General features: G+C 61.7%; 23 protein-coding genes. 11 read left to right on the top strand and 12 right to left on the bottom strand.

The window, feature by feature from the left end:
* Window positions 1-7 precede the first annotated feature (7 nt).
* The 3 genes from EFQ99_RS04580 to mutS form a co-directional block, all read right to left on the bottom strand.
* Window positions 8-2,914, bottom strand: coding sequence for a [protein-PII] uridylyltransferase (locus EFQ99_RS04580; RefSeq protein ID WP_126919443.1), 2,907 nt, complete (start codon window positions 2,912-2,914; stop codon window positions 8-10).
* A gap of 126 nt (window positions 2,915-3,040) precedes the next feature.
* Complete coding sequence (locus EFQ99_RS04585) at window positions 3,041-3,316, bottom strand: hypothetical protein (protein ID WP_126919444.1); 276 nt, start codon at window positions 3,314-3,316, stop codon at window positions 3,041-3,043.
* Between the two features lie 11 nt (window positions 3,317-3,327).
* Window positions 3,328-6,054 carry a DNA mismatch repair protein MutS gene (mutS, locus tag EFQ99_RS04590; protein ID WP_126919445.1) on the bottom strand — a complete coding sequence of 909 codons (2,727 nt, stop codon included), beginning with the start codon at window positions 6,052-6,054 and terminating at the stop codon, window positions 3,328-3,330.
* 113 nt (window positions 6,055-6,167) lie between these two features.
* Here mutS and EFQ99_RS04595 point away from each other — a divergent pair, with 113 nt between their 5' ends.
* The 4 genes from EFQ99_RS04595 to EFQ99_RS04610 all read left to right on the top strand — a co-directional run bounded on the left by EFQ99_RS04595 (window position 6,168) and on the right by EFQ99_RS04610 (window position 10,490).
* Window positions 6,168-8,453 (top strand): NADP-dependent malic enzyme, encoded by a 2,286-nt coding sequence (locus EFQ99_RS04595; RefSeq protein ID WP_126919446.1) that lies wholly within the window; start codon window positions 6,168-6,170, stop codon window positions 8,451-8,453.
* 216 nt (window positions 8,454-8,669) lie between these two features.
* Window positions 8,670-8,909: a type II toxin-antitoxin system Phd/YefM family antitoxin gene (locus tag EFQ99_RS04600; RefSeq protein WP_126919447.1), complete on the top strand. Its 240-nt coding sequence runs from the start codon at window positions 8,670-8,672 to the stop codon at window positions 8,907-8,909.
* Window positions 8,906-9,295, top strand: coding sequence for a type II toxin-antitoxin system VapC family toxin (locus tag EFQ99_RS04605; protein WP_126919448.1), 390 nt, complete (start codon window positions 8,906-8,908; stop codon window positions 9,293-9,295). The genes EFQ99_RS04600 and EFQ99_RS04605 overlap by 4 nt, the downstream gene beginning before the upstream one ends.
* Window positions 9,296-9,503: 208 nt before the next feature.
* On the top strand, window positions 9,504-10,490 hold the full coding sequence (locus EFQ99_RS04610) for an AraC family transcriptional regulator (RefSeq protein ID WP_126919449.1): 987 nt from the start codon (window positions 9,504-9,506) through the stop codon (window positions 10,488-10,490).
* A 65-nt stretch (window positions 10,491-10,555) separates the two neighbouring features.
* Here EFQ99_RS04610 and olsB read toward each other — a convergent pair whose 3' ends face one another.
* From olsB to EFQ99_RS04640, 6 genes are all read right to left on the bottom strand, one after another.
* Complete coding sequence (gene olsB / locus EFQ99_RS04615) at window positions 10,556-11,434, bottom strand: l-ornithine N(alpha)-acyltransferase (RefSeq protein WP_126919450.1); 879 nt, start codon at window positions 11,432-11,434, stop codon at window positions 10,556-10,558.
* A 109-nt stretch (window positions 11,435-11,543) separates the two neighbouring features.
* A complete protein-coding gene (locus EFQ99_RS04620; RefSeq protein WP_126919451.1) occupies window positions 11,544-13,826 on the bottom strand; it encodes a PAS domain-containing hybrid sensor histidine kinase/response regulator in 2,283 nt (760 codons plus the stop codon).
* Between the two features lie 55 nt (window positions 13,827-13,881).
* Window positions 13,882-14,385: a signal peptidase II gene (lspA, locus tag EFQ99_RS04625; protein ID WP_126919452.1), complete on the bottom strand. Its 504-nt coding sequence runs from the start codon at window positions 14,383-14,385 to the stop codon at window positions 13,882-13,884.
* Window positions 14,382-15,242: a TrmH family RNA methyltransferase gene (locus EFQ99_RS04630; protein WP_126919453.1), complete on the bottom strand. Its 861-nt coding sequence runs from the start codon at window positions 15,240-15,242 to the stop codon at window positions 14,382-14,384. Before EFQ99_RS04630 ends, lspA begins: the two co-directional genes overlap by 4 nt.
* Complete coding sequence (locus EFQ99_RS04635; RefSeq protein WP_126919454.1) at window positions 15,239-16,336, bottom strand: class I SAM-dependent methyltransferase; 1,098 nt, start codon at window positions 16,334-16,336, stop codon at window positions 15,239-15,241. The genes EFQ99_RS04630 and EFQ99_RS04635 overlap by 4 nt, the downstream gene beginning before the upstream one ends.
* Before the next feature lie 125 nt (window positions 16,337-16,461).
* A complete protein-coding gene (locus EFQ99_RS04640) occupies window positions 16,462-17,052 on the bottom strand; it encodes an NUDIX hydrolase (protein ID WP_126919455.1) in 591 nt (196 codons plus the stop codon).
* A 108-nt stretch (window positions 17,053-17,160) separates the two neighbouring features.
* On the opposite strand from EFQ99_RS04640, the gene EFQ99_RS04645 reads away from it, so the two are divergent.
* Both EFQ99_RS04645 and EFQ99_RS04650 read left to right on the top strand, forming a co-directional pair.
* On the top strand, window positions 17,161-17,616 hold the full coding sequence (locus tag EFQ99_RS04645) for an SRPBCC family protein (protein ID WP_126919456.1): 456 nt from the start codon (window positions 17,161-17,163) through the stop codon (window positions 17,614-17,616).
* Window positions 17,617-17,678: 62 nt separating this feature from the next.
* Window positions 17,679-18,110 (top strand): GNAT family N-acetyltransferase, encoded by a 432-nt coding sequence (locus tag EFQ99_RS04650; RefSeq protein WP_126919457.1) that lies wholly within the window; start codon window positions 17,679-17,681, stop codon window positions 18,108-18,110.
* A gap of 36 nt (window positions 18,111-18,146) precedes the next feature.
* On the opposite strand, the gene EFQ99_RS04655 is transcribed toward EFQ99_RS04650, so the two are convergent.
* The 3 genes from EFQ99_RS04655 to sppA all read right to left on the bottom strand — a co-directional run bounded on the left by EFQ99_RS04655 (window position 18,147) and on the right by sppA (window position 19,979).
* Window positions 18,147-18,479 carry a LapA family protein gene (locus EFQ99_RS04655; RefSeq protein WP_126919458.1) on the bottom strand — a complete coding sequence of 111 codons (333 nt, stop codon included), beginning with the start codon at window positions 18,477-18,479 and terminating at the stop codon, window positions 18,147-18,149.
* A 220-nt stretch (window positions 18,480-18,699) separates the two neighbouring features.
* Window positions 18,700-18,999 (bottom strand): integration host factor subunit beta, encoded by a 300-nt coding sequence (locus tag EFQ99_RS04660; protein ID WP_003544934.1) that lies wholly within the window; start codon window positions 18,997-18,999, stop codon window positions 18,700-18,702.
* Window positions 19,000-19,028: 29 nt separating this feature from the next.
* Entirely contained in the window at window positions 19,029-19,979 is a 951-nt protein-coding gene (gene sppA / locus EFQ99_RS04665; RefSeq protein WP_126919459.1) for a signal peptide peptidase SppA, read from the bottom strand.
* A 228-nt stretch (window positions 19,980-20,207) separates the two neighbouring features.
* Between sppA and lptC the strand changes: the two genes are divergently transcribed.
* The 5 genes from lptC (at window position 20,208) to EFQ99_RS04695 (ending at window position 25,173) form a co-directional block, all read left to right on the top strand.
* Window positions 20,208-20,873: an LPS export ABC transporter periplasmic protein LptC gene (lptC, locus tag EFQ99_RS04670; protein WP_126919460.1), complete on the top strand. Its 666-nt coding sequence runs from the start codon at window positions 20,208-20,210 to the stop codon at window positions 20,871-20,873.
* Window positions 20,874-20,888: 15 nt separating this feature from the next.
* On the top strand, window positions 20,889-21,533 hold the full coding sequence (locus EFQ99_RS04675; RefSeq protein WP_126919461.1) for an LptA/OstA family protein: 645 nt from the start codon (window positions 20,889-20,891) through the stop codon (window positions 21,531-21,533).
* Between the two features lie 40 nt (window positions 21,534-21,573).
* Window positions 21,574-22,350, top strand: coding sequence for an LPS export ABC transporter ATP-binding protein (gene lptB, locus EFQ99_RS04680; protein WP_008524521.1), 777 nt, complete (start codon window positions 21,574-21,576; stop codon window positions 22,348-22,350).
* A gap of 251 nt (window positions 22,351-22,601) precedes the next feature.
* A complete protein-coding gene (gene rpoN, locus EFQ99_RS04690) occupies window positions 22,602-24,161 on the top strand; it encodes an RNA polymerase factor sigma-54 (RefSeq protein ID WP_126919462.1) in 1,560 nt (519 codons plus the stop codon).
* An 88-nt stretch (window positions 24,162-24,249) separates the two neighbouring features.
* Complete coding sequence (locus tag EFQ99_RS04695; RefSeq protein ID WP_126919463.1) at window positions 24,250-25,173, top strand: DMT family transporter; 924 nt, start codon at window positions 24,250-24,252, stop codon at window positions 25,171-25,173.
* The last annotated feature ends 42 nt before the right edge of the window (window positions 25,174-25,215 follow it).

The following is a 25,215-nucleotide window of genomic DNA, read 5'->3' on the forward strand; positions in this document are numbered from 1 at the left end:
TATAGGCTCATGCGGGAGAACCGGCTTTCTTGTCGGTGGAGGTCGAGGTCCGGGCGGTGGCGGCAGGCGCGATGATGCCGGAGGGCATGCGCTCGCGCAGTTCGTCCTCCTCCTCGGCCATGACCGCCTTCATCCGGGCGGTGATGTTGGCGCGCTTGCTATCGCCCGAGATCTTCTGGCCGACCAGATCGGTCACGTAGAAGGTGTCGATCACCTTCTCGCCGAAAGTGGTGATGCGGGCCGACTGGATGTCGAGCGACAGATCGGAGAGCACGGCTGTTATCTCCGACAGCAGGCCGGGCCGATCGAGGCATTCGACCTCGATGACCGTGAACTTGTTCGACAGGCTGTTGGTGATGTTGACCGATGGCGGAATGACGAAGGCCTTGCTTTTCTTCCGGTTGCGCGTGCGTGTGGCGATGACCTCGGGCAGGCGCTTGCGGCCGGACAGCACGTCCTCGATCATCCGTCCGATCGTCGCGGCACGGCGCAGCTCGTCGGCATCGTCTGCAAATTCGCGGCTGACATGGATCGTGTCGAGCGCACGCCCGTCCGATGTCGTGAAGATCTGCGCGTCGACGATGTTGGCGCCGGCTGCCGCACAGGCCCCGGCGATGACGGCGAGCAGTCGCGGATGGTCGGGCGACAGCACGGTGATCTCGGTAATCGCGTGGAAACTGTCGGTGCGCACCGTCGTTGCGAGCGCCTGGCCAGCCTTATCAGCCTGGCGGATGAAATGGGCGTGGCGGATCTGGTCTTCCAGCGGCACGGAGAGCAGATAGGGCTGATAGTGCAGCTTGGTATAGGTATTGCGGTCCTTCTGGCTCCAGTCGGAAAGTGCCGCATGCAGCGCCTCAGCCGCGGCATTGGCCCGTTCCTTGCGGGAGACTTCCGAGAAGCCGCCGGCGAGCAGCAGCTCGGTTTCATAATAGAGCGTGCGCAGGAGCTGGCCCTTCCAGCCGTTCCAGACACCGGGACCAACGGCGCGGATATCGCAGATCGTCAGGATCAACAGCATCTTCAGCCGGTCGAGCGACTGCACCCGGTCTGCGAAGTCAGTGATCGTCTTGCGGTCGGTGAGGTCGCGTGTCTGCGCCACCATCGACATCGTCAGATGTTCCTCGATCAGCCAGACGACGATTTCCGTCTGCTTGTGCGACAGGCCGAAGCGCGTGCAGAGCTTGCGGGCGACGCGGGCGCCGGCGATCGAATGATCCTCGAGGCGGCCCTTGGCGATGTCGTGGAGGAGAACGGCGACATAGAGCGCCTCGCGGTCCTCGATGTTGGGCATCAGCTTGTTGGCGAGCGGATGCAGATCCTCGGCGCGTCCCTTGTCGATCTCTGAGAGGACCTCGACAGTGCGGATCAGATGTTCGTCGACCGTATAGTGGTGATACATGTTGAACTGCATCATCGCGACGATCTTGCCGAATTCGGGGATGAAGCGGCCGAGCACGCCGGCCTCGTTCATGCGGCGCAGGATCAGCGCCGGATCACGCTTCGAGGTCAGAATCGACATGAACAGGCGGTTCGCCTCGTCGTTTTCCCGGAGCCTGTTGTCGATCAGCGCAAGCGAACGGGTGACGCGCTTCAGCGCGTCCGGATGGAATTCCAGTCCGTTGATGTCGGCGACGTGGAAAAGCCGGATGATGCTGACCGGATCGCGCTTGAAAACCTCGGCATCGGCGAGCGCGATGCGGCCGCGGTCTTCGACGAATTCGACGCTGCCGGCGATCTTGCGGTTGCGATGGGTAAAGCGGCTGATGACGCCGGTAAGGCCGGGAATCGACTTCGCCTGCTGATCTTCAAGAGCGGCGCAGAGGATGCGGGTGAGATCGCCGACATCCTTGGCGACGAGGAAGTAGTGCTTCATGAAGCGCTCGACCGCCGAAAGGCCCGGGCGGGTGTGATAGCCGAAGGCTTCGGCGATTTCGCGCTGAATGTCGAAGGACAGGCGCTCCTCGGCCTTGCCAGTGAGGAAGTGCATATGGCAGCGCACCGCCCAGAGAAAGTCATCGGCCTTCTCAAGCAGACGGTATTCGTGCTTCGACAGCACGCCGAGCTTCACCAACTCCGCCTGGTCCCGCACGTGATAATAATATTTCGAGATCCAGAACAGCGTGTGCAGGTCGCGAAGCCCGCCCTTGCCTTCCTTGACGTTCGGTTCGACGAGGTAACGTGTATCGCCGGCCTTGCGGTGACGTTCGTCGCGCTCGGCAAGTTTGGCGGCGATGAATTCCGGGCCGGTGCCGGTGACGATTTCCTTGTCGAAGCGGGCCTCGAGCTCGGTTTCCAGCCGCTGCAGGCCGCAGATATAGCGCATCTCCAGGATGGCGGTGCGGATCGTCATGTCGGATTTGGAAAGCGCGATGCATTCCTCCACCGTGCGGGTGGCGTGGCCGACCTTGAAGCCCATATCCCAGAGCACGTAGAGCATGAATTCGACCGCCTTATGCGTCTCCTCCGCCGGTCGCGGCAGGAAGAGGAAGAGCAGGTCGATATCCGAGCCCGGCGCCAGCGTGTCGCGGCCGTAGCCGCCAACGGCGGTGACCGCGAACTTGTCCTTCTGGTGCGGGAAGATATGGGCGGTGGCGAAATTGTAGAGGACGGTGATGATCTGGTCCTGCAGCCAGGATATCCGGTAGGCGCAGTTCAGCCCGCCGCCATCGGCCATCAGTGCAGCGCGCGCTTTCTGCCGGCCTTCCGTGCTTGCTTTTTTCAGCACCGCTAGAAGATCGGCGCGCATGACGTCTGGCCGGTTGCGGTTGGCTTCGGCAATAGCGTCGCATTGCTTATGCAAGAGCTCGACATCGAGGATATTGGAGAAATCGAGGTCGCGCATCGCTGTCGCCGGGGCGGCTTCCTGTTCATGCCGGGCTGCCTGATCCGGGCTCGCCTCACGTTTCGTCTGCATGCGCTATAACCTCTTTGCCCGGCGATTGACACGGGCCTTCATACTGCAAGAACCTTTAAATTTGGCGAAATGGTGTTGACAAGCCACAGCACGGCTTGGCGCAACAGCGCCCTTCTCCCGAAAAGCTCAGGCGGCGGCCCGCGCATTCAGCAAATGCAGCACCTGCCGCGTTTCGCGCATGATCTCCTCGAGCGTCTGCCGGTCGCATTCGCGGTAGCCCGCCATTGCGATCGACGTTCCGAGCTCGCAGATCATAGCGCAACAGCGGGTGATTTTCAGCATGCCGATCGGCGAGGTCCAGCCGCGCGCATTGCGGTCCTTGTCTGCGCGCCGCATCGTGTCGAGCATGGAGCAGATGAGCGACAGGCGCTCCGTTTCGCGAACCAGCTTTTCCATGAACATCGGTCGCGCTCCTATTTCAGCTTCTTCTTTAGGTCATAAAGCGCATCCAGCGCCTCGCGCGGCGTCATGTCGTCGAGGCTCAACGCCTTCAGCGTCTCTTCGACCTTGGACGGGCCGCGGGCCGTTTCCTCGCGGCGCACCGCTACCTGGAAAAGCGGCAGGTCATCGATCAGCTGGCTCGCCGGGTTCTTGCGGTCGGCATCTTCGAGGCGGGTCAGCACGTCGCGGGCGCGCGCCACGACCGAGGCAGGAAGCCCGGCAAGGCGGGCCACCTGGATGCCGTAGGAGCGGTCCGCCGCACCGGGGCCGACCTCGTGAAGGAAGATGACGTCGCCGTCCCACTCCTTGACGCGCATCGTGGCATTCGATAGCCGACCAAGCTTTTCTGAAAGCACGGTCAGCTCATGAAAATGCGTGGCGAAGAGGCCGCGGCAGCGGTTGGCCTCATGCAGGTGCTCGACGGCCGCCCAGGCGATTGAAAGACCGTCGAAGGTGGCGGTGCCGCGGCCGATCTCGTCGAGAATGACGAGCGAGCGGTCGCTTGCCTGGTTGAGGATCGCAGCCGTTTCCACCATCTCGACCATGAAGGTCGAGCGCCCGCGCGCGAGATCGTCGGATGCGCCGACGCGCGAGAACAGCCGGTCGACGATGCCGATATGGGCTGATGTCGCAGGCACGAAGGAGCCCATCTGCGCCATGATCGATATCAATGCGTTCTGACGCAGGAAGGTCGACTTACCGCCCATGTTGGGGCCGGTGAGCAGCCAGATCGCGCCGTCCTTGTCGTCGGTCTTTGGCGAGAGGTCGCAATTGTTGGCGACGAAGGGGCCGCCGGCCTGGCGGCGCAGCGCCTGTTCGACGACGGGATGACGCCCGCCTTCGATGGCAAACATCTTCGAGCCATCGACCTGCGGCCGGCAATAGGCCTGCTCTTCGGCGAGAAGCGCGAGACCGGCGGCGACGTCGATGACGGCAAGCGCCCGCGCGCCCGCCTTGATCGCCTCGGCCTCCGAAACGACCGCGGTCGTCATCCTGTCGAAGGCTTCGAGTTCGATCGAAAGCGCCCGGTCGGCGGCGTTGGCGATGCGGCTTTCGAGATCGGCAAGTTCTGTCGTGGTGAAGCGCATGGCGCTCGCCATCGTCTGGCGATGGATGAAGCGGGCCTTCGCCTCGGCCGTATCCGTCATAGGTCCGGCATTGCCAGCGGTGACCTCGATGAAATAACCAAGGATGTTGTTGTGCTTGATCTTCAGCGACCGGATGCCGGTTTCCTCGGCATATTGCAATTGCAGGCCGGCGATGACGCGACGCGATTGGTCGCGCAGCGCCCGGACCTCGTCGAGTTCGGCACTGGCGCCGTCGCGAAGGAAGCCGCCATCCCGTTTCAGGAGCGGCAATTCGTCGGCAAGCGTTTCGGCAAGCAGGTTTTCCAGGCTCGCGGGAAGGGCTTGCAACCCCGACAGCGCCTGGCCGAGTTCTTCCGGCAGCATCGCCTTGCCGAGCAGGCCGGCAAGCCCGGCTGCCGCTTCGAGCCCCTGGCGGATCGCAGAGAGATCGCGCGGGCCGCCGCGGTCGAGCGCCAGGCGCGACAGGGCCCGCGGCATGTCGGGCACATGTTTCAGCGTGTCGCGCAGCTGGCCGCAGAGCGAGGGCTCATCGATCAGGAAGCCGATCGAATCGAGCCGCGCATTGATGCGGACGGGATCGGTGAGCGGCGACATCAGCCGTTCGGCCAGAAGCCGCGCGCCGGCGCCGGTGACGGTACGGTCGATCGCCTTCAGCAGCGAGCCGTTGCGATCGCCTGAAAGCGTGCGGGCCAGTTCCAGATTGGCGCGGGTGGCGGGGTCGATGAAGAGCGTCGAAGCCCCACTCTCCCGCTCCGGCTTTCCGAGCGGCGGTCGCTCGGCGATCTGCGTCTTTTCGACGTAGGCGACGGCGGCGGCCGCTGCCGCAAGCTCGGCGCGCGAGAAGGTGCCGAAACCGTCGAGTGTCGCGACTGAGAAATAACGCGCGATCCGGCCTTCGGCGCTGGCGCTGTCGAAGAGCACGGCAGGCTGCGGCACGGCGGTGCGGCCGAGGACGTCGAAGACGGCCTTGAGTTCGGGATCGTGGAAGATCGTATCGGGCAGGATGAGTTCGCGCGGATCGATGCGCAGGATATCGGCAAGCAGCCGCGAGGCTTCGGTCTCGGCCAGCCGGAAGACGCCTGTGGAAATATCGATCCAGGCGAGCGCCAGCGTCGGTTCGGCCCCGCCGCGAATGCGGGTAAGCGCCATCAGATAGTTGGATTCCGAGGGCGAAAGCAGCTTTTCCTCGGTGATCGTGCCCGGCGTGACCAAGCGAACGACGTCGCGCTTGACGACCGATTTGCCGCCGCGCTTCTTGGCCTCGGCCGGATCCTCGATCTGTTCGCAGACGGCGACACGGAAACCGAGCGAAATTAGCTTCTGCAGATAATCGTCGGCGGCATGCACGGGCACGCCACACATCGGGATATCCTGGCCCATGTGCTGGCCGCGCTTCGTGAGGGTGATGCCGAGCGCGCGCGATGCCTCCAGCGCATCCTCGAAGAACAGCTCGTAGAAATCGCCCATGCGATAGAAGAGCAGCGAACCCGGATTGTTCGCCTTGATCTCGATATATTGCTCCATCATCGGCGTCGCCGAGGCACGGCTTTCCGCCGTGGCCAACTCAGCGGCCGAAAAGGCTTCATTCCCAATGTCTATTCGTGCGTTCACGGAGGTGCAGTTTTTCCCAAAAAAACAGGTGCCAACCCTATCCGCGCGCCGCTATAGATGACAACAGCATTTGAGGAAGAGCGAAGCGTCGCCCACAGGACGTTGGAGGATTTATGCCCGATATCGATAAGAAGGACCGGCCGGTGACCTCAGTGACCGACCAGGAGGCGCTCGATTTTCACGCAATGGGCCGGCCCGGCAAGCTGGAGATCAACCCGACCAAGCCGATGGCGACACAGCGCGACCTCTCGCTCGCCTATTCGCCGGGTGTTGCCGTACCCGTCAAGGCGATCGCCGCCGATCCGCAGACGGCCTATGATTACACGGCGCGCGGCAACATGGTCGCCGTCATATCAAACGGCACTGCCATTCTCGGCCTCGGCAATCTCGGCGCACTGGCCTCCAAGCCCGTCATGGAAGGCAAGTCGGTGCTCTTCAAACGCTTCGCCGACGTCGATTCCATCGATCTCGAAATCGATACCGAAAATGTCGACGAGTTCATCAACTGCGTGCGCTTCCTCGGCCCCTCCTTCGGCGGCATCAATCTCGAGGATATCAAGGCGCCTGATTGTTTCGTCATCGAAAGCCGGCTGCGCGAACTGATGGACATTCCCGTCTTCCACGACGACCAGCATGGGACGGCGATCATCGCAGCTGCCGGCTTGATCAACGCGCTTGAGCTGACCGGCCGCGACCTGAAGACGACGAAGCTCGTCTGCAATGGTGCGGGAGCAGCGGCGATTGCCTGCGTCGAACTGATCAAGGCGATGGGTTTTGCGCCTGAAAACATCATCCTCTGCGATACCAAGGGCGTCATCTACCAGGGCCGCACCGAAGGCATGAACCAGTGGAAATCGGCGCATGCGGCAAAGACCGACACGCGCACGCTGGAAGAAGCGATGAAGGGTGCCGACGTCATTTTCGGCCTGTCGCAGAAGGGCGCGTTCTCGGCCGATATGATCCGCTCGATGGCGGATCGGCCGATTATCTTCGCCATGGCCAATCCCGATCCCGAGATCACGCCGGAAGAAGTGGCGCGCATCCGCGACGACGCCATCATGGCGACCGGCCGTTCGGACTATCCGAACCAGGTCAACAACGTCCTTGGCTTTCCCTATATCTTCCGCGGCGCTCTCGATGTCCGTGCCTCCACAATCAACGACGCGATGAAGATCGCCGCCGTCAATGCGCTGGCAAACCTTGCCCGCGAGGACGTGCCAGACGACGTGGTCGCAGCCTACCAGGGCAACCGGCCGCGTTTCGGATCGCAATACATTATCCCCGTGCCCTTCGATCCCAGGCTGATCTCGGCGATCCCGGTCGCAGTTGCCGAGGCCGCGATCGAAAGCGGTGTGGCCCGCAAAGTCATCACCGACATGGCGGGCTATGCCCGCGAGCTTTCGGGGCGTCGCGATCCGATCGCTTCGACGCTCGCCAGCCTCTACGAGCGCGTTCGCCGCCGCCCGAAGCGGATCGTCTTTGCCGAGGCCGAGGAAGAACAGGTCCTGCGCGCAGCACTTTCCTACGCCAACCAGCAGCTCGGCACCGCCATTTTGCTTGGCCGCGAGGATCTGATCCGTGCGACGGCCGAACGCGCCGGCATCGATCTCAACCGGCCGGGCCTCGAAATCGTCAATGCCCGCATCTCGACCCGTGTCGAGGCCTATATTGACTATCTCTATGCCAGGCTGCAGCGGAAGGGTTATCTCCATCGCGACGCCCAGCGACTGATCCACAACGACCGCAACCACTTCGCCGCCACCATGGTGGCCTTGGGTGACGCCGACGGCATGGTGACGGGGATTACCCGCAACTATTCGACGGCGCTCGAGGATGTGCGCCGCTGCATCGACGCAAAGCCCGGCCACCGGATCATCGGCGTGTCGCTGGCGCTCTGCCGCGGCCGCACGGTCTTCGTCGCCGATACGGCGGTGCATGACATGCCCACAGCTGAGGAACTTGCCGATATCGCCGAAGAGGCCGCCGGTCTGGCGCGGCGCATGGGCTATCAGCCGCGTGTCGCCCTGCTTGCCTATTCCACTTTCGGCCATCCGTCGGGCGAACGCTCCGAGCGGGTGCGTGAAGCAGTGAAGATCCTCGACAAGCGCCGCGTCGATTTCGAATATGACGGCGAGATGGCCGCAGACGTCGCGCTGAACCGCAAGGTGATGGAGCAATATCCATTCTGCCGCCTTTCCGGTCCCGCCAACGTGCTTGTCATGCCGGCCTTCCACTCGGCCTCGATCTCCACCAAGATGCTGCAGGAGCTCGGTGGCTCCACCGTGATCGGCCCGATCCTCGTCGGCGTCGACAAGGCGGTGCAGATCACCTCGATGGGCGCCAAGGATTCCGACATCGTCAACATGGCGGCGATCGCCGCCTACGGCGCGGGTTCTTGAACTCCATCTGCTCTGAATGAGACGGCTTTCGGTGTCCGGCTGACAGCGCGTCAGTTGGGCACCGCTTGTGGATTAGTCTTTACCCGGCTTTCGAACGGCGAAATTTGCGCTAAACTTCTTAGCATCCGACTGACTTCAAGGTCTTTTCCGATCCTTGCGCGATTCCGTCCCATAAACTAAGTTGGCCGAACTAAGTTTATGGATGCCGGAGCCGCCATGCGAATCATCAACATCCATGAGGCAAAAACCCATCTGTCTCGGCTGGTTGAAAACGCGGCCAACGGCGAGATCTTCATGATCGCCAAGGCCGGCAGGCCGCTGGTCAAGGTGGTGCCGCTCGATGCCGGCACACAGGAGGTCCGCCGTATCGGTTTCCTGAAGGGGCGCATCTCCGTGCCCGATGATTTCGACCGGATGGACCTGCAGGAACTTTCAAGCTTTTCGGAGCCGCGATGAAGCTGCTTCTCGATACGCTGCTGCTGATCTGGCTCGCCGAAGATTCGCCGAAACTGCCGGTGGCGGCGAGGGAATTGGTCACCGATCCGATCAACCAGCTGTTTTTCAGCCCGGCAAGCTTCGGTGAGCTCAGTGCCAAGCACGCCATCGGCCGTGACGATTTCAATCTCGATCCGCCGCTTTTCTATCGCGCCCTTGTCGACAACGATTATCGCGAACTGCCGATCACCGTCATGCATACGCTGGCGGTGCACCGTCTTCCCCCGATCCATGCCGATCCCTTCGACCGGATCCTCGTTGCGCAATCGATCGTCGAGGGCATTCAACTGCTGACGACGGACGAGACGATCGCGCTCTATCCCGGTCCCATCCGCCTTTTCCGTTAGCGGACAAACCGCCCTGATTCCGTTGCGAAGCATCCTAGGCCGGCCTAAGCAAGCGCAGGGCACGGCCCTTCCTATAAGTCATACTTTTGATGCAATAACCTTATACGCGCGGCATAGTTCGCCCGCATAGAACTGGAAAAAGGCTGCGGGCAATAGACGGTTTCGCTGCTCAGTTATTTAGATATTTCATCAGCCATTTTGGGTTCCCATGCTAGAAAATGCGTCCCCCAATTTCACCGCCCGTTTTCAGGGGACAACTTTCGACGATATGGTGGAGGCCCTGACCAAGGGGTTCGGTTCGTTCTACGCATGGCGCAACGGTCGAGAGAAACCACTCGACTGGAAGGTCGGGTTTTGGGGTGACGAAAGCTTGTCGCTGGTCAGCAACCAGGATTCCGGCGACTGGGGTGCAAGAACGGCACATGGGTCGGAGACTCTGGCAATCATCGTTCCGCGCACTGGCGCTCTCAATGTAGCGCTTGGTCGGACCGTGGTGGAAGCCACACCTGGGCGGCTGCTATTGACGAACAATATCGAGCCGGAATGGATTTCCGTACAAGCAGCGCCTCACCGGTCCGACACACTCAGTCTGAATTGGACAATCATAGCTCAGGCCGTCGCCTCCGTTCTGGAGACACCCTTGGTCGGGGCGATGGACTTGGCACCGGTCATTGATTTTTCCACGGCAGTAGGACGGCTGTTCGGCAGTCTCGCACAAACGATCATCATCGGCATGCGCAACAACGGGCCGCTATTTCAATCGCCAATCGCCATGTCGAACCTCACCCAGGCGCTTGCCGATCTCGTGGTGCGGCTGGTTCCTCATCGCCTTTCGCATCTGCTCGACAAGAAAATCCATCTGATAGCGCCGCGGCACGTCCGTCGAGCCATTGAATTCATGCATGCCAACATCGCCCAGCCGTTGACAATGCAGAGTGTCGCGGAGGCGGCAAACGTTTCCATTCGTGCTCTTGAAATCGGTTTTCGTGATTTCAAGGGAACCTCACCGTCAGCCTACCTCAGGGCAATCCGCTTACAAGCCGTCCGAGAGGATCTGTGCAATCCCTGGAACCGGGAGCCGCTGCGGGACATCTGCCTGAAGTGGGGGTTCTTTCACTTTGGCCGTTTTGCCGCAATTTATCGGGCGGCGTATGGTGAGAACCCGTCGGACACGAGAAGACGATCCGGCATATAAGGCCACGCCATCGGCCAAGCTCACTTTGGCGTCTCGCAGGCAGATGATCGTCCGCTTTGCGCCAACTAGCTCGCGAAGCGGCCTGCGTCGGCGCCGTAGTAATTCAGGTAGCGGTCCGAAATGCTGGAGATCGGCAGCACGATCAGCACGTCGGTCGTGTTGAAGGCATGGTCGACGACCGCGCTGGAGCCAACCATTGCGCCGAGGCGCAGATAACCCTTGATCAGCGGCGGCAGAGCCAACAGCGCCCGCTTCGGGTTAACAGCCTCGACCGGCATCAGGTCCATGTTGCGGGCGAGATGCGGCAGGGCGCCGACGGCCCATTCGTTCTTCGCCAGCACAGTGTGATAAAGGAAAGACAGCGCCAGCGCATGGCTTTCGAGATAGACGCCAGGGAACGAGGCGCAGCCGAACATGGCACTGACGCCGTGCTTCAGCGCATAGGCCCAGTTGCCCTGCCAAAGCAACTCGACGGTGCGCTTGGTGCGGTATTCCGGCAGCACGCAGGAGCGGCCAAGCTCCATGAAACGTTTTTCCGGATGCTTCGCGATCAGGCCCTCGATTTCGAACTCGGAAGCCGAGTAAAAACCGCCATTGGCGATCGCGACATCCTGACGCAATAGCCGGTAGGTGCCGACGATCTGGTCTTCCGGGTCGCCCTCGATCGAACGGTCGAGAACGAGGAGATGGTCGCAGACGGCATCATAGGCGTCGACATCGCGCTGGCGGCGCATGGCGTCCTGCGGCAGCTGCGCCTTCATTTCATTGACGAAAACGCGGTAGCGGACGGCCTGGGCGGCATCGATCTCGCGCGCCGTGCGGGCGAGGCGGGTCTCGAGATTGCCGATGCGGCCGAGAATATCGCCGTCCTTCTGCACAGCCGCCGTTGAGGGCCGTGCAGCCTCCGCGGTGGTGTCATGATTCAGGATGTCGATGGAGGACATGGCGATTCTCCCGTTGCCGGCTTATCGACGCCATAAAACACTTCTATACGACAGGAAAGTGACATAATGCATTTTGCAACGCAAGAAGCGTGCCGGTTGTTTACGCGTCTTACCGGGCCTTTGCCCGGCGGGCGGAAAGTGCGGCCACCGCCTGAACTTCGGTCAAGAGCCGCACCGGATCCATCGGCTTTATCATGACGCGGTTGGCGCCGTTGAGCAGCACTTGGCGGCGTGATTCGTCGCTCTTGTCGGCTGTGAGAACGATCACCGGCACCGGGGCGAGATCGAGCCGCCTTTCATGGCCGCGCAGCCGCCCGAGCATATCGATGCCGTTGCCTCCAGGCATCGAGAGATCGCTGATGATGATATCGGGCCGGGCGTTCGCCTCGCCAAGCGCGCAATCGAGCAGCGTCTCGAAATCCTCGACATGGCGCACCTTATGCCCGCCTTTTTCCAGGATGACGCGCACCAGCATGGCATTGATCGGATCGTCCTCGCCCAAGAGAATGCTGAGCCCGCTCGCCGCAACGATCGTCTCCGCCACCGAAAGGCCAAAGCCCGGCTGATTGTCGTTCAGCGCGTCGCGTTTCTCCATGCCGCGCATGCGCCCGCGCAGCACGTCGATCAGCGACTGTTCGCGCAGCGGCCGGATAAGCCAGGCATCGAAGAGGTCGAGCGGATGGGCGCTGCGCTCTTCCGGGTTGACGAGGAGAACCTTGCGCAGGCCGAGTGCTGCAATTTCAGCGCGGTCGGCCAGATGGGCGGAAAATTCTGCCGACATGCGATGGTCGACGATGATATCGGTTGGCCGCCGTCCACCGTCGGCCATGCCGAGCAGTGTCGTGCGTGCGTTCTCGCCGTCGCCGACGAGATGGCAGAGGCCGCCAAGCGCGGTGATCGTCTCGGCGATAGCGGTGCGCGCCGCCCCTGCGGGCGCCAACAGCACGACGCTGTTGCCGGCAAGCAGCGTATTTCGCCGGTCGGGCCGCTCGCTGCCGATGTCGACGGGGAAGCGAATCGTGAATTCGCTACCTTTGCCCTTTTCGCTGGCAACGGTCAGCGCGCCGCCGAATTCGCGCATGATGCGGGCGGAGATGGCAAGGCCGAGGCCCGTGCCGCTGCTCTTGTCGGCAACGGTCCCGCCCTGCTCGAATTCGCCGAAGACCCGCGCCTGCTCGTCTGCGGTCATGCCGGGGCCGGTATCCGTCACGGTGATCAGCAGATCGCCGGCCTTGAGCGCAACGCGGATGAAGACGCCGCCGGCCTGGGTGAATTTAACGGCATTGCCGATGACGTTGAAGAGCACCTGGCGCAACCGCGCCGGGTCGAAGCTCATATTCTCCGGCACGTCTGATGACACCGTGGCGCCGATTTCGATACCCTTTTCATGCGCGCGGTGGGCAAGCATCTCGACGACGCTTTCCAAGAGCTTGCGCAGCGATTCCGAGCGAGGGTGCAGCTCGAAGCGGCCGACCTCGATGGTGGAGAAATCGAGCAGATCCTCGACGAGCTGCGTCAGTGCGTGGCCGGATTGGCGGATGTTGGCGAGATAGTTCTGTTGCTCCTGCGTCAGCCGCGTCTCGGCGATCAGATGCGTCATGCCGAGAATGCCGGAAAGCGGCGTGCGCACCTCGTGGCTGACGGTCGCAAGCAGTCTGGATTTTGCGGCGCTGTTATATTCGGCCTTCTGTCTGGCTTCCTCGCGGGCCTGCGCGAGGAGCCGCTCCTCGGTCACGTCACGGGCAATACTCTGCAGCAGCAGGCGGCCGTTTGCCGGATCGCGCGTGACGACGTCGCGCCAGAGGAAGATGCGCTGGCCTTCCGGCGTCGAAATCTCGACGTCGTAGCAATGCGGTACCGGGCCGGGGCGGAAAGCCAGCCCGATCTCCTCGCAGGTGCGTCCTTCGGGACGCAGCCGCCCGGTCAGGCGGCGAAACGTGTCGTTGGCGCTGATGATCCGCCGGTCCATGGTGCGGCCGACGGTGATGTCGCCGAGGACGTCGTGCACATCGGCAAAGAGTTTTGCCCCGTCGTTCCAGTCCGGCATCGATTTGCCGGCGGGCTGCCCGGTTCCGCGCCGCCGGACCATGAGGACGGCGTAACTGGCGATCACGGCAAGGCCGAGAACAACGAGGCCGCCCGAAAGGAGCAGCGGATCGCCGGCATGGGCAAGCAGGGTGAGGATCATTGCGGCAAGAAGGCCGGCCCCGCCCAGCCAATAGACCAGCAGAACCCTCGTGGCTGCGGGCTCCCTCTTGTCGTCATTTGCTTGTCGATTTGGCGATGCGCCCGGTCGCGAAAGAGAAGCCTCCATCCGCATCTCATGCGGCTTGGCGGCGGGTCCACCAAAGGCGGCGGACAATCTATCCTGCAACTGTCCCAGGTTGTACATGGTATCTGGCTAACATACGGCCAGTTCCGAATGCCTTCAGGAATTCGATAAGATTTTAGCGGCCGGCTTTTTTCGGCAGCAGAAGCTCGTCGAGGATGACGCAGCCGGCCCCGATGGTGATGAAACTGTCGGCGAGGTTGAAGACGGCGAAGGACCAGCTTTCGGTGTGGAACAGGATGTAATCGATCACGTGGCCATAGGCGAAGCGATCGACGAGATTGCCGATCGCGCCTGCGATGATCAGCGCATAACCGAGATGGGCGAGCCAGCGGTCTTTCGCCGTGCGGTACCACAGCCAGATGACGAAGGCGACGATGACGAGCCGCATGCCGACGATGAACCAGCCGTCCATGCCCGACAGCATGGAAAAGGCGACGCCGAGATTGTAGGTTCGGTAGAGCGCCAGCATCGGAATGACGGGAACGGCTTCCTGCAGCGGCAGGTAGTGATCGACGGCGATCTTGACAACCTGATCGATGAGAACGGCGACGACGATGAAGAGGAGGATCGGCGCCGGGCGCGAAAAGAGCGCGGGGCGTGCGTACGTCTGTTCGGTCATTTGCCCTCGGCAAGTGAGAGGAGATGGCGGCGCGCCTCGAAAAGCATGACGGCGGTGGCAACGGCGAGGTTCAGGGAATCGGCCCGACCTTGCTGAGGGATGCGGGCGAGCGCGTCGGCTTCCCTGGCAAGCTGATCCGGCAGGCCCGATTGTTCGTTGCCCATCAACAGCACGACGGGCTTTTTCCTGTAGTCGATCGTGCGGTAGTCGACCGCGCCGGCAAGATGGGTCGCGACGACAGAAACGCCGGCGGATTTCCGCCAGGCGATGAATTCTTCCGGCGTCGCCCGCGCGACCGGAACGGCGAAGACCGAGCCCATGGTGGCGCGCACGGTTTCGAGCGAGAAGGGATCGGTCGCTTCGCCGACCAGAATGACGCCGGAGGCGCCGGCAGCATCCGCCGTCCGGATGATGGTGCCGAGATTGCCGGGATCGCGCACGCGGTCGAGCGCCACCCATGTCTCGCCATCCCTCGGCCGGATATCCCGCAGCGGCTTCCAGCGCTGCTCGAAGATGCCGACGACCATCTGCGGATTGTCGCGGCGGGTGATCGAGGCGATGACCTTTTCGCTGACTTCGAGTACGAGCCCACCGGCAGCGACGGTCCTAGCCGCCATCTGCTCGACCAGCGGCTTGGCCTTGGCGGCCTTGGCATAGACCAGCGTGCGGATCGTCCAGCCGAGTTCGATCGCGTCGATGACGAGCTTCAGCCCCTCGGCCAGGAAAGTACCGCTTTCCTCCCGCGACTTCTTGTTCGTCAGCGCCTTGATGTCCTTGATGATGGGATTGGCGAGCGAAGTGACTTCCTTCACTTGCCCGACCCTGCGCGGTCCCTGATCGTGGAAGTCCTTGCTCATTTCGGTACCCAACGGGAAAAGAGAGAGGTGGAAAGCGCGCGGCCCTGCGTCCTGCCGTCGGTGCCCGCCTCGCGGATGACAAGCTCGCCGGATTCGACCACGCCGCCGGCGCCGCGCATCGTCTCGCGCATCAGCTCGTGGATCGAATAGAAGCTGGCGCGGATCGAATAGGCCGTCAGCACGAGGCCGACCGCCTTCGGCGACAGGATCTCGCGGCAGATGTCGAGCATCAGCGGCAAATGCTCGAAGAGATGCCAGACTTCGCCATTGGGGCCGCGGCCGAATTTCGGCGGATCGGTGAGGATGATGTCGTACTGGCTGCCGCGGCGTTCCTCACGCAGGATGAATTTCATCGCATCTTCGCAGATCCATCGGATCGGCAGCTTCTCCATGCGCCCGAGCGCCTGGTTTTCGCGGGCCCAGCCGATCGCCTTCTTCGACGCGTCGACATGGGTGACCTCGGCACCCGCTGCGGCTGCGACCAGCGAGGCGACACCGGTGTAGCCGAAGAGGTTCAGCACTTTCAGCGGCCGGCCCGCCTTTTCGACCTGCTCCTTCATCCAGTCCCAATGCACGATCTGCTCGGGAAAGACGCCGACGTGGCGGAAGGAGGTAAAGCGGCCGAGGAAATCGACGCCGAGCAGGTTGAGCGGCCAGGTCTCGCCGAGCGCCCCCTTCGGGAAGCGCCAGCGCCCGGTGCCTTCCTCATCCGTATCGCCGGTGAAGACGGCATCGACCTTTTCCCAGATATGGGTGGGCAGCGAAGGCTGCCACAGCGCCTGGCCCTCCGGGCGGATGATGCGATAGGGCCCGTATTGCTCCAGCTTTTCGCCGTTGCCGCTGTCGATCAGGTGGAAATCGCCGGCTCCGAGCGATTCGAGAATGACAGGCACGCGCTCGGTCGGACGCTCGCCGCTGCGCGCCGTCAGAGGGCGCACGGCCGCGACCGGCGCCGGGGTCTCGCGCACCGCCTCGCGTGCGGCCGCGGGCCGCGTGACCGGCTTCGATGGCCGATCCGCGCGGTCGTCCCGGCGGTTTTCACCGGAGGGACCTGATGTCTTCTTCTGGCCCGGCCGGCGTTCTTTTTGTTTCAACGTGCTCTTCCGCGTCTCTGTCGGATGTCTTTATGGGTTTGCGACCTCTAGCCCAGAAGACCGCGCGGGATCAACTGCGCGCCGAACCTTGCCCCGCAAGAGGACAGGTTCTCCCGGCACAGCGTTTATTTCAAGCCCTCGGAGCTTTGCATGCCAAGCCAGCTTGCCGCCGCGTAGAGGGCGGCGACATGCATCGACTGCATGATGACGGCGCCTGAGGTGATGTCGCCGAGGATATCGGCAAGATCCGCAAACAGCAGCCCGACCTTCTCGCCGGGATCGAAACGCGGCTCGCCGGCCTTGGTCAGGTCGAGCGCCAGCCAGCTCGTCACCACATTGCTGTGGCTTGATGCATTTGGGTAGGAGGTGAGCAGCTTGACGAACGTCGAGGCTTCATAGCCGGTCTCCTCCCTGAGTTCACGCCGCGCTGCCGCTATCGCCGCATCGCCGGCCTCGATGTCGCCGGGTTCCACACCGCCGGCGACGAGACCGAGCAGGATCTCGCTGCGGCCGTGCCGGTATTCCCGCGTCAGCAGCACGCGCCCGTCAGGCATAACGGGGATGACATTGATCCAATCAGGATAGTCGAGCACATGGAACGGTGCGACAACGGTGCCATCGGCGGTGAGGCAATCGTCGCTCCTGAGCCGTATCCAGCGGTCCTCGTAGGTGATGCGGCTCGCCGTCACGCTCCAGGGCTTCAAGTCGTCGTTCATCGGCCAATTCCTTGCTCCCGATCAAGCCCGGCAGATAACATTCCGCTGCGCCTTGGCAAAGCGCTTTCCCGCTGGATAAGTTGAGCGAATCGGAGATGAGGCTGTCGAATGGATTTCACCGGCGAAGAACGTATCGCTGCGCCGCGGGACGCCGTCTGGACGGCGCTCAACGACCCCGAGATCATGCGCGGCTGCATTCCGGGCTGCCAGAGCATCGAGCGGCTGTCGGCTGATTCCTTCGAGGCAACGATCAAGGTCAAGTTCAGCCTGCTGTCGGCAACCCTCCACGGACTGCTGACCCTTTCCAACGTCGATGCGCCGAAGAGCTATACGCTGTCAGCCGAAGGCAAGGGCGGTCTTGCCGGCTTCGCCAGGGGCAGCGCCGATATCGTGCTCGAGGAAAGAGGCGAGGAGACCATCCTGCATTACCGGGCGAAGGCCGAGCTCGGCGGCAAGCTTGCCCAGCTCGGCGGCCGTCTGCTCGATTCGACCTCCCAGAGACTGGCCGAAGGTTTCTTTTCGGATTTCAATGCCGCCGTCGTCGCAAAAATGGCGGCCGGCTGATCCTTTCCGGTGCCAGCCGCTTTGGGCTTGGCGAGGGCAGGGGCTTGCTTTAAGTCGGCATCATGACATGGATCATCAGGCCGCCGCGGGCGGAAGATCAGGAAGTGCTCGCGGAGATCTATCTTTCCGTGCGCCGGGAAACATTCGTCTGGGTCGACCCCGGTAATTTCCATCGCGAGGATTTCGCCGCCCACACCAATGGCGAGACGATTTTCGTCTGCGAGCGGGATGGCGGCGTGGCGGGCTTCCTGTCGCTGTGGCCGGCGGACGATTTCATTCACATGCTCTATATCAGCCCGGAATTCCAAGGCAGCGGCGCCGGGACGGCGTTGCTAAGGGCGCTGCCGGAATGGCCGCAACACAGATACCGGCTGAAATGCCTGGTGAAGAACCGGCGAGCGAAGGCGTTCTACCTCTCCCACGGCTTCGGCGTCACCGGCAACGGTACGTCGCCGGAAGGCGATTATGAGGAATTGAGCTTTTTCCCGGCCTGACGGGCCGAAGCCGGTCGTCGAAATGTCGAACGAGTTTTACCGGGACGGCAGCTGCCCGGCGATTTCCTCGGCACGCGTCTTGTGGCGGCCGGCCTCGCCCTGCCAGCGGATGGCTTCCTTGGCCTCGGTGCGAGCGCGCTTGCGATGTTTGCCCTGGCTGAACCAGGTGGCGACCGAGCCGATCAGCATGCCTGATATCAGCGCGATGAACAGGAAGACGAAGAAGGGCGCAGACACCGCAAGCACCTGATCATCAGGCCGGAATGGGTTGAAGGCGAGCGTGACGCTCTGCCGGTTGGCGACGCAGAAGACGATGAGGATGACGCCGAGCGGCAGCAGAATCAAAAGGTTGACGATCTTCTTGGCCATTTGGGGTCTCCACATGCCGGATTGCGCCGGTCTTTGAGGCGCGCGTTTGATGCTTACAGCGCCGCGCGTCTTTTCAGACGCACAAAGGACGCTGTAACACTTTAAATCTACGCATCGTGATTTCCGAAAATCGATTCCGATTTTCGGGCCGATGCGCTAGCAGAATAGGAAAACGGCCGTCGAGATCAAGTGCGCTTTCGCCGCACGCAGCTTGCGCCGCTCAATCCTCTTCGTCGGCCTGGCCGGGATTGAGCCGCTCGCGCAGCTCCTTGCCTGTCTTGAAGAAGGGGACCCACTTCTCCTCGACGAAGACGGTATCGCCGGTCCGCGGGTTGCGGCCGGAGCGAGACGGGCGGTTCTTCACCGAAAACGCGCCGAAGCCGCGCAATTCGACTCGGTTTCCCGCAGCCAGTGCATCCGTGATCTCGTCGAGAACCGCGTTGACGATATTCTCGACGTCGCGATGATAGAGATGCGGGTTGCGTGCCGCAACAATCTGCACCAATTCGGACTTGATCACAGTCGCCCCCTTAAATTATTGATTTCTTATCAATCGTGGCCAACCTGCCAAACTGAAAGCAACCCGTCAAGAAGCAACTTTGGGGGCAGGATTCCATTGATATCCTGGCCTTTGACGAGATCATCATAACCGAAGATCGTAATCAACCGCGAAACAGCCCCAGCGAGCAGGAAAGGCGTATTGCTCTTCTTGTCCCAGTCCACCATCGGCAATTCGCTGTTGATACCGCGCGATTTCAGATAGGCGCGGATTTCCGCTTCGCCGCCGATCGTATCGACGAGTTTCACCTTCAGCGCCTGCCGGCCGGTATAGATCGTGCCGTCGGCGAGCTTCAGCACGTCTTCGCGCGGCAGCTTGCGCCGCTCGGCGACGAGGTCGACAAACCAGTTGTAGCTGTCGACCACCATGTTGCGGATCATCGCCTTGGCTTCCTCGCTCGCCTCGTGGAAGGGCGAGGGCTCGGCCTTCAGCGGCGAGGATTTGATCTCCTGCAGCGACACGCCGATCTTGTCGAGCAGCGGCTGGATCTGCGGATATTGGAAAATGACCCCGATCGAGCCGGTAATCGAGCTGTCGCCCGCTATGATCGTGTCACCGGCGGTGGCGATCATGTAGCCGGCGGAGGCGGCAAGCGTGCGCACGTCGGAGACGACGGGCTTTTTGGCAGCTATCGCCCGGATCGCTTTGAAGATTTTTTCGCCGCCATAAGTCGTGCCGCCAGGCGACGAGATCGAAATCACCGCCGCCTTCACCTGTTTGTCGGTCTCGATTTTCTTCAGCCGCTCCAGAAGCTCGTCGTCATCGACGATCAGCCCCGATATCGTCACATGGGCGATATGCGGACGCGCCGTCCCGGCATCGCCGATGGTGAAGGCGTAGAAGGCGAAACCGAGCGCCACGGTGAGCGCCACTGCGGCGAGACGCCAGAAGTAGAGCTTGCGGCGCAGCCGCCGGCGATCCGAGATGATCGAACTGTCCATAAAAACCTCCAGCTGCTGGCTCCGGCTCCGGCAGACCGCCGACGAACCCCTTTAAAATTAGGGTGGCAGTGGTGCGTACGAATGCCACTTTTTGATGTTTTTCCGTTTTGTTGCTTGTTGCAGAAAAAATTCCATATTGGCAAGCCAATGTAATAATGCGAAACGAACTGTGATTGGCGGCCGGCTTTGTTATGAAGGCGCGGCGATCACCGCACACGGACGAGGCCTATGCTCGATACCCTGAAGAACAACGGAAATGTCGCTTTTGCGGGGTCCGGCAAGACCCCCTATGGCGATGCGTTGTTCCATTCCGCCCGCGTGCGGCGGCTGAAGATTTTGCTGCCGGCGGCCGCCCTCGTCGTCTCGGCGGTCTTCATTGCCGTCTCGGTGATCCGCACCTATCTGCCCGAAAACATCAAGATCGAAGGCGCCAAGATCGAGAACGGCAAAGTCGTGATGGAAAAGCCGGCGATCTCGGGACGCAATTCCGACGGCATCAACTATTCGATGCTTGCCGAAAGGGCGCTGCAGGATATCCGCAATCCCGATCTCATCACGCTCGAGACCATCAAGGCCGCCGTGCCGATGAATGATGGGCTAATCGCCCGCGTCGTCGCCTCGACCGCCGATTACAACCGCGCCACCGACAACCTGCACATGACGGCCCCCTTCACTCTGGTGCTGAGCAGTGGCCTCAATGCGAATTTCCAGTCCGCCCGGCTCGACATCAAAGGCGGAAACATGCGGAGTGACGACCCCGTCACCATCACCAAGGACAACGCCTCCATTGTTGCGAAGACGATGGAGATAACCGATAAGGGGCGCGTGATCACATTCGAGGGGAATGTTCGCATGAATGTCGATCCATCCACCATTCATAAACAGGGCACCTAACCAGCCGGGTTATTCATGACAAAAGATTGTCGCATTTCCACTTGCAAGACTGGCATCGCATTCATTGCCGGCGCATTTGCCCTTATTCTGACGGCCTCGGGCGTGGGCGCGCAGCAGGCGACGGCCACTATGCCGGGCATGAAGCTTTCCAACGACCAGCCAATCCAGATCGAAAGCGACAAGCTGGAAATCCACGATCAGGAGCACACGGCCCTCTTCACCGGCAACGTCAAGGTCGTGCAGGGCACGACGACGATGCAGTCCGGCAAGATGACCGTCTATTACAAGGACAAGGCGGCAAAGTCGGGTGCCGCTGCGCCGGCTCAACCCGAGGCAAAGCCGCAGCAGTCGGGCTCGCTCGCGTCGGGAAGCGCTGATATCGACAAGATCCTGGTGACGGACAAGGTTTACCTGGTCTCGGGCACGCAGACGGCGACCGCCGATGATGGCAATTTCGACATGGCCTCGCAGACCTTCATCCTGACGGCGGATGACGGAAATAAGGTTATCCTGTCGGACGGGCCGAACGTCTTTACCGGCTGCAAGCTGACCGTTCACATGCAAACCGGACAGGCGGAACTTGAAAGCTGCGGCGGGCGTGTCCAGATTCAGCTCGATCCGAAGTCGCAGCCGTCTACAACGCAGCAGAAGCAGAACTGAGAAGCCGGCCTCCCACGTGAAATTAACATCGCTATCCACCATGTTCGGCAAGCCTGAGCCGCAAGCTGCGGGTGCCGCCGACAAAAGTCGTTATCAGGGAACGCTGATCGCACGTGGTCTGACGAAGACCTATGCGACGCGCCGCGTCGTCAATGGCGTTTCGCTGGTGGTGCGCCGTGGCGAGGCCGTCGGGCTGCTCGGTCCGAACGGCGCCGGCAAGACCACCTGTTTTTACATGATCACCGGCCTTGTGCCGGTGGACGAAGGCACGATCGAGATCGACGGAAACGACGTCACGACCATGCCGATGTACCGCCGCTCGCGCCTTGGCGTCGGTTACCTCCCGCAGGAAGCCTCGATCTTCCGCGGACTGACGGTGGAAGAAAATATCCGCGCCGTTCTCGAAGTGCATGTGAAGGACAAGGCCGAGCGTGAGCAGAAGCTGAACGAACTTCTGGAGGAGTTTCATATCCAGAAGCTGCGCAAAAGCGCTGCCGTCGCGCTTTCCGGCGGTGAGCGCCGTCGCCTCGAAATTGCTCGTGCCCTTGCGACCGACCCGACCTTCATGCTGCTCGACGAACCCTTTGCCGGCGTCGACCCGATCTCGGTCGCCGACATCCAGAACCTCGTTCACCACCTGACGGCACGCGGCATCGGCGTTCTGATCACCGACCACAATGTGCGCGAGACGCTGGGCCTCATCGACCGCGCCTACATCATTCACGCCGGTGAGGTGCTGACCCACGGCCGGGCGAACGACATCGTCAACAATCCCGAAGTACGCCGGCTCTATCTCGGTGACAATTTCAGCCTTTGACGCCAGATCCGAATGATTTTAGGCCGCATCGGCCTAAAATCTCAATGTGGATCTAATTCAAAGGATGGCGGCATGATGTCGTCCGAAAACCGCACACACTTTTCGGCAGTCGCAGAAATTCACCTTGTGGCATAGTTCCACTTGACCAAATCCAATAAAAAAGCAATTTTTGGGCCAAGTTGGATTTCCGTGGCCTGAAGCGTTGATCGGACGCGGTTTCCCAAGGAATCGTGGGGAGTTTCGCGTCCGTCATGGCACTGTCCGCCAATCTTTTCCTGCGCCAGAACCAGTCCCTGGTGATGACACCGCAACTGATGCAATCCATCCAGTTGCTGCAGATGACCCATTTTGAACTCACCCAGTTCATCGCCCAGGAAGTGGAGAAAAACCCGCTGCTCGAATTTCCGTCGAATGACGGCGAGGCGGGCAGCGAGCGCGGCGAAGCCGAGGATGGAGAGTATGGCCGTCAGCCGGAGGACGCCGCCTCGGACGACGGCTACGACAACCGCACCGAGGCGCTCTCCAGCGACTGGTACGACAACGGCGGCAGCGCCAGCACGAGCCGGCTGAACGACGAACTCGACGCCAACTATACCAATGTCTTTCCCGACGACAGCGCGCCGCAGCGCCTCGATGCGCCGGAACTTGTCAGCCAGTGGAAATCGATGCCGGGCAGCGGCGAGGTCGCCGACTACGATCTCGATGATTTCGTCGCCGGCCAGGTATCGCTGCGCGATCATCTTGCTCAACAGCTTCCCTTCGTCCTGCCTGATATGGCCGACCGGCTGATCGCGCAGAACTTCGTCGATCAGCTCGATGATTGCGGTTATCTGCAGACCGATATCGCCGAGGCCGGCGAGAGGCTGGGCACGAGTCTTGCGCAGACCGAGCGCGTGCTCGCCGCCCTTCAGACGCTTGATCCGCCGGGCGTTTTTGCCCGCAGCCTCGCCGAATGCCTGGCGATCCAGCTCAAGCAGAAAGATCGTTACGACCCTGCCATGCAGGCACTGGTCGAAAATCTCGAACTCCTGGCGCGGCGCGATTTCGCCACGCTGAAGCGGCTCTGCGGCGTCGACGAGGAAGACCTTCTCGACATGCTCGGCGAGATCCGCCAGCTCAATCCGAAGCCCGGCAGCGGTTTCGAGACTGGCGTTTCCGAAGCGATCATGCCTGACGTTGTTGTCAGGCCCTCCTCGGATTCCGGTTGGCTGGTCGAGCTCAATCCGGATACGCTGCCGCGCGTGCTTGTTAATCAGTCCTATTTTTCCCGCGTGACCAGGAATGGCGAGGATCACGCCTTCCTCTCCGAGTGCCTGCAGAGCGCCAACTGGTTGACGCGCAGCCTTGACCAGCGAGCAAAGACCATCATGAAGGTGGCAAGCGAGATCGTCCGCCAGCAGGATGCCTTCCTGCTGCACGGCGTCGATCACCTGCGCCCGCTGAACCTGAAGACGGTCGCGGAGGCGATCAAGATGCATGAATCCACAGTCAGCCGCGTCACTTCGAACAAATACATGCTGACGCCGCGCGGCCTATTCGAGCTCAAATATTTCTTCACCGTTTCGATCAGCGCCGTCGAGGGTGGCGACAGCCATTCGGCCGAGGCCGTCCGTCACAAGATCCGCGCACTGATCATGCAGGAGAGCCCGGACGCAGTACTGTCCGACGACGACATCGTCGACATGCTGAAGAAGGGCGGCATCGATCTCGCCCGCCGTACGGTTGCCAAATACAGGGAAGCGATGAACATCGCTTCCTCGGTCCAGCGCCGCCGCGAGAAGCGGGCGCTTGCCAAGGTCGCCGGCTTCTGACGCGGCAATGCTTCGGCCTTGATCGAAGCATCCTTCCATGAATCTCGCTATCTCTCTGATGTTTTGAGATAACAGCGAAGTGCAACCTATGACGCCACAAAATCCGAACCTTGCCAGAGAACTTTCCCTGCTGCTGGCACTGGCGACCCTCTGGGGTTCCTCCTACACCTTCATCAAGATCGGCGTCGAGACCATCCCGCCGGTGACTTTGATCGCCGCACGCACATTGATCGCCGGCGCCATTCTGCTTGCCGTCCTGCGGCACCGGCAGGTCCGGCTGCCGAGCGATCGCCAGACATGGCGGCGGTTTTTTCTCCAGGCCTGTCTGAACAGCGTCATTCCCTTCACGTTGATCGCCTGGGCCGAACAGTCGGTCGATGCCGGACTGGCGGTGATCCTCAATTCGGCTACGCCGATCTTCACCTTCCTGCTGACGGTGCTGATAACTCGCCATGAGCAGGCAACGACGCGGAAGCTCTTCGGGGTGATCGCCGGACTTGCTGGCATCTGTCTCGTCATCGGCGTCGAAGCGATCGGTGGTCTCGGCGAAAGCCTGATGGCGCAGCTCGCCATTATCGCGGCGACCATCTGCTATGCAGGTGCCGCGATTTTCGGCAAGAACTTCAGAGGGCTCGATCCTGCCGTGCCGGCCGCCGGCTCGTTGATCTCAGGCGCCGTCATTCTCCTGCCCGTGAGCCTGGTGGTCGATCGGCCGTGGGAGCTCAGTCCTTCGGCGGCTTCGATCCTGGCGCTGCTTGCTCTCTCTGCCTTTTCGACGGCCCTTGCCTTTGCGATCTATTTCCGTCTCGTCCAGACGCTGGGATCGGTCGGAACGACCTCGCAGGCCTATCTCAGAGTGCCTATCGGTGTTGCGATCGGCATCGTCTTCCTGGGCGAAAGGCTGAGTTCGACGGCCTGGATCGGACTTGCTTGCGTCATTGCGGGTGTCGCCGCCATGACGATGCCTCGCAGAAGCGAATACCGTGCGGCGCAAAGCGCGGGAAATCGATGAGGTGAGACCGACGCAGATTGTGGCCCTATTGACTTTTCGGTA

Source organism: Rhizobium vallis, from assembly GCF_003985155.1.
GTDB lineage: Bacteria > Pseudomonadota > Alphaproteobacteria > Rhizobiales > Rhizobiaceae > Rhizobium > Rhizobium vallis.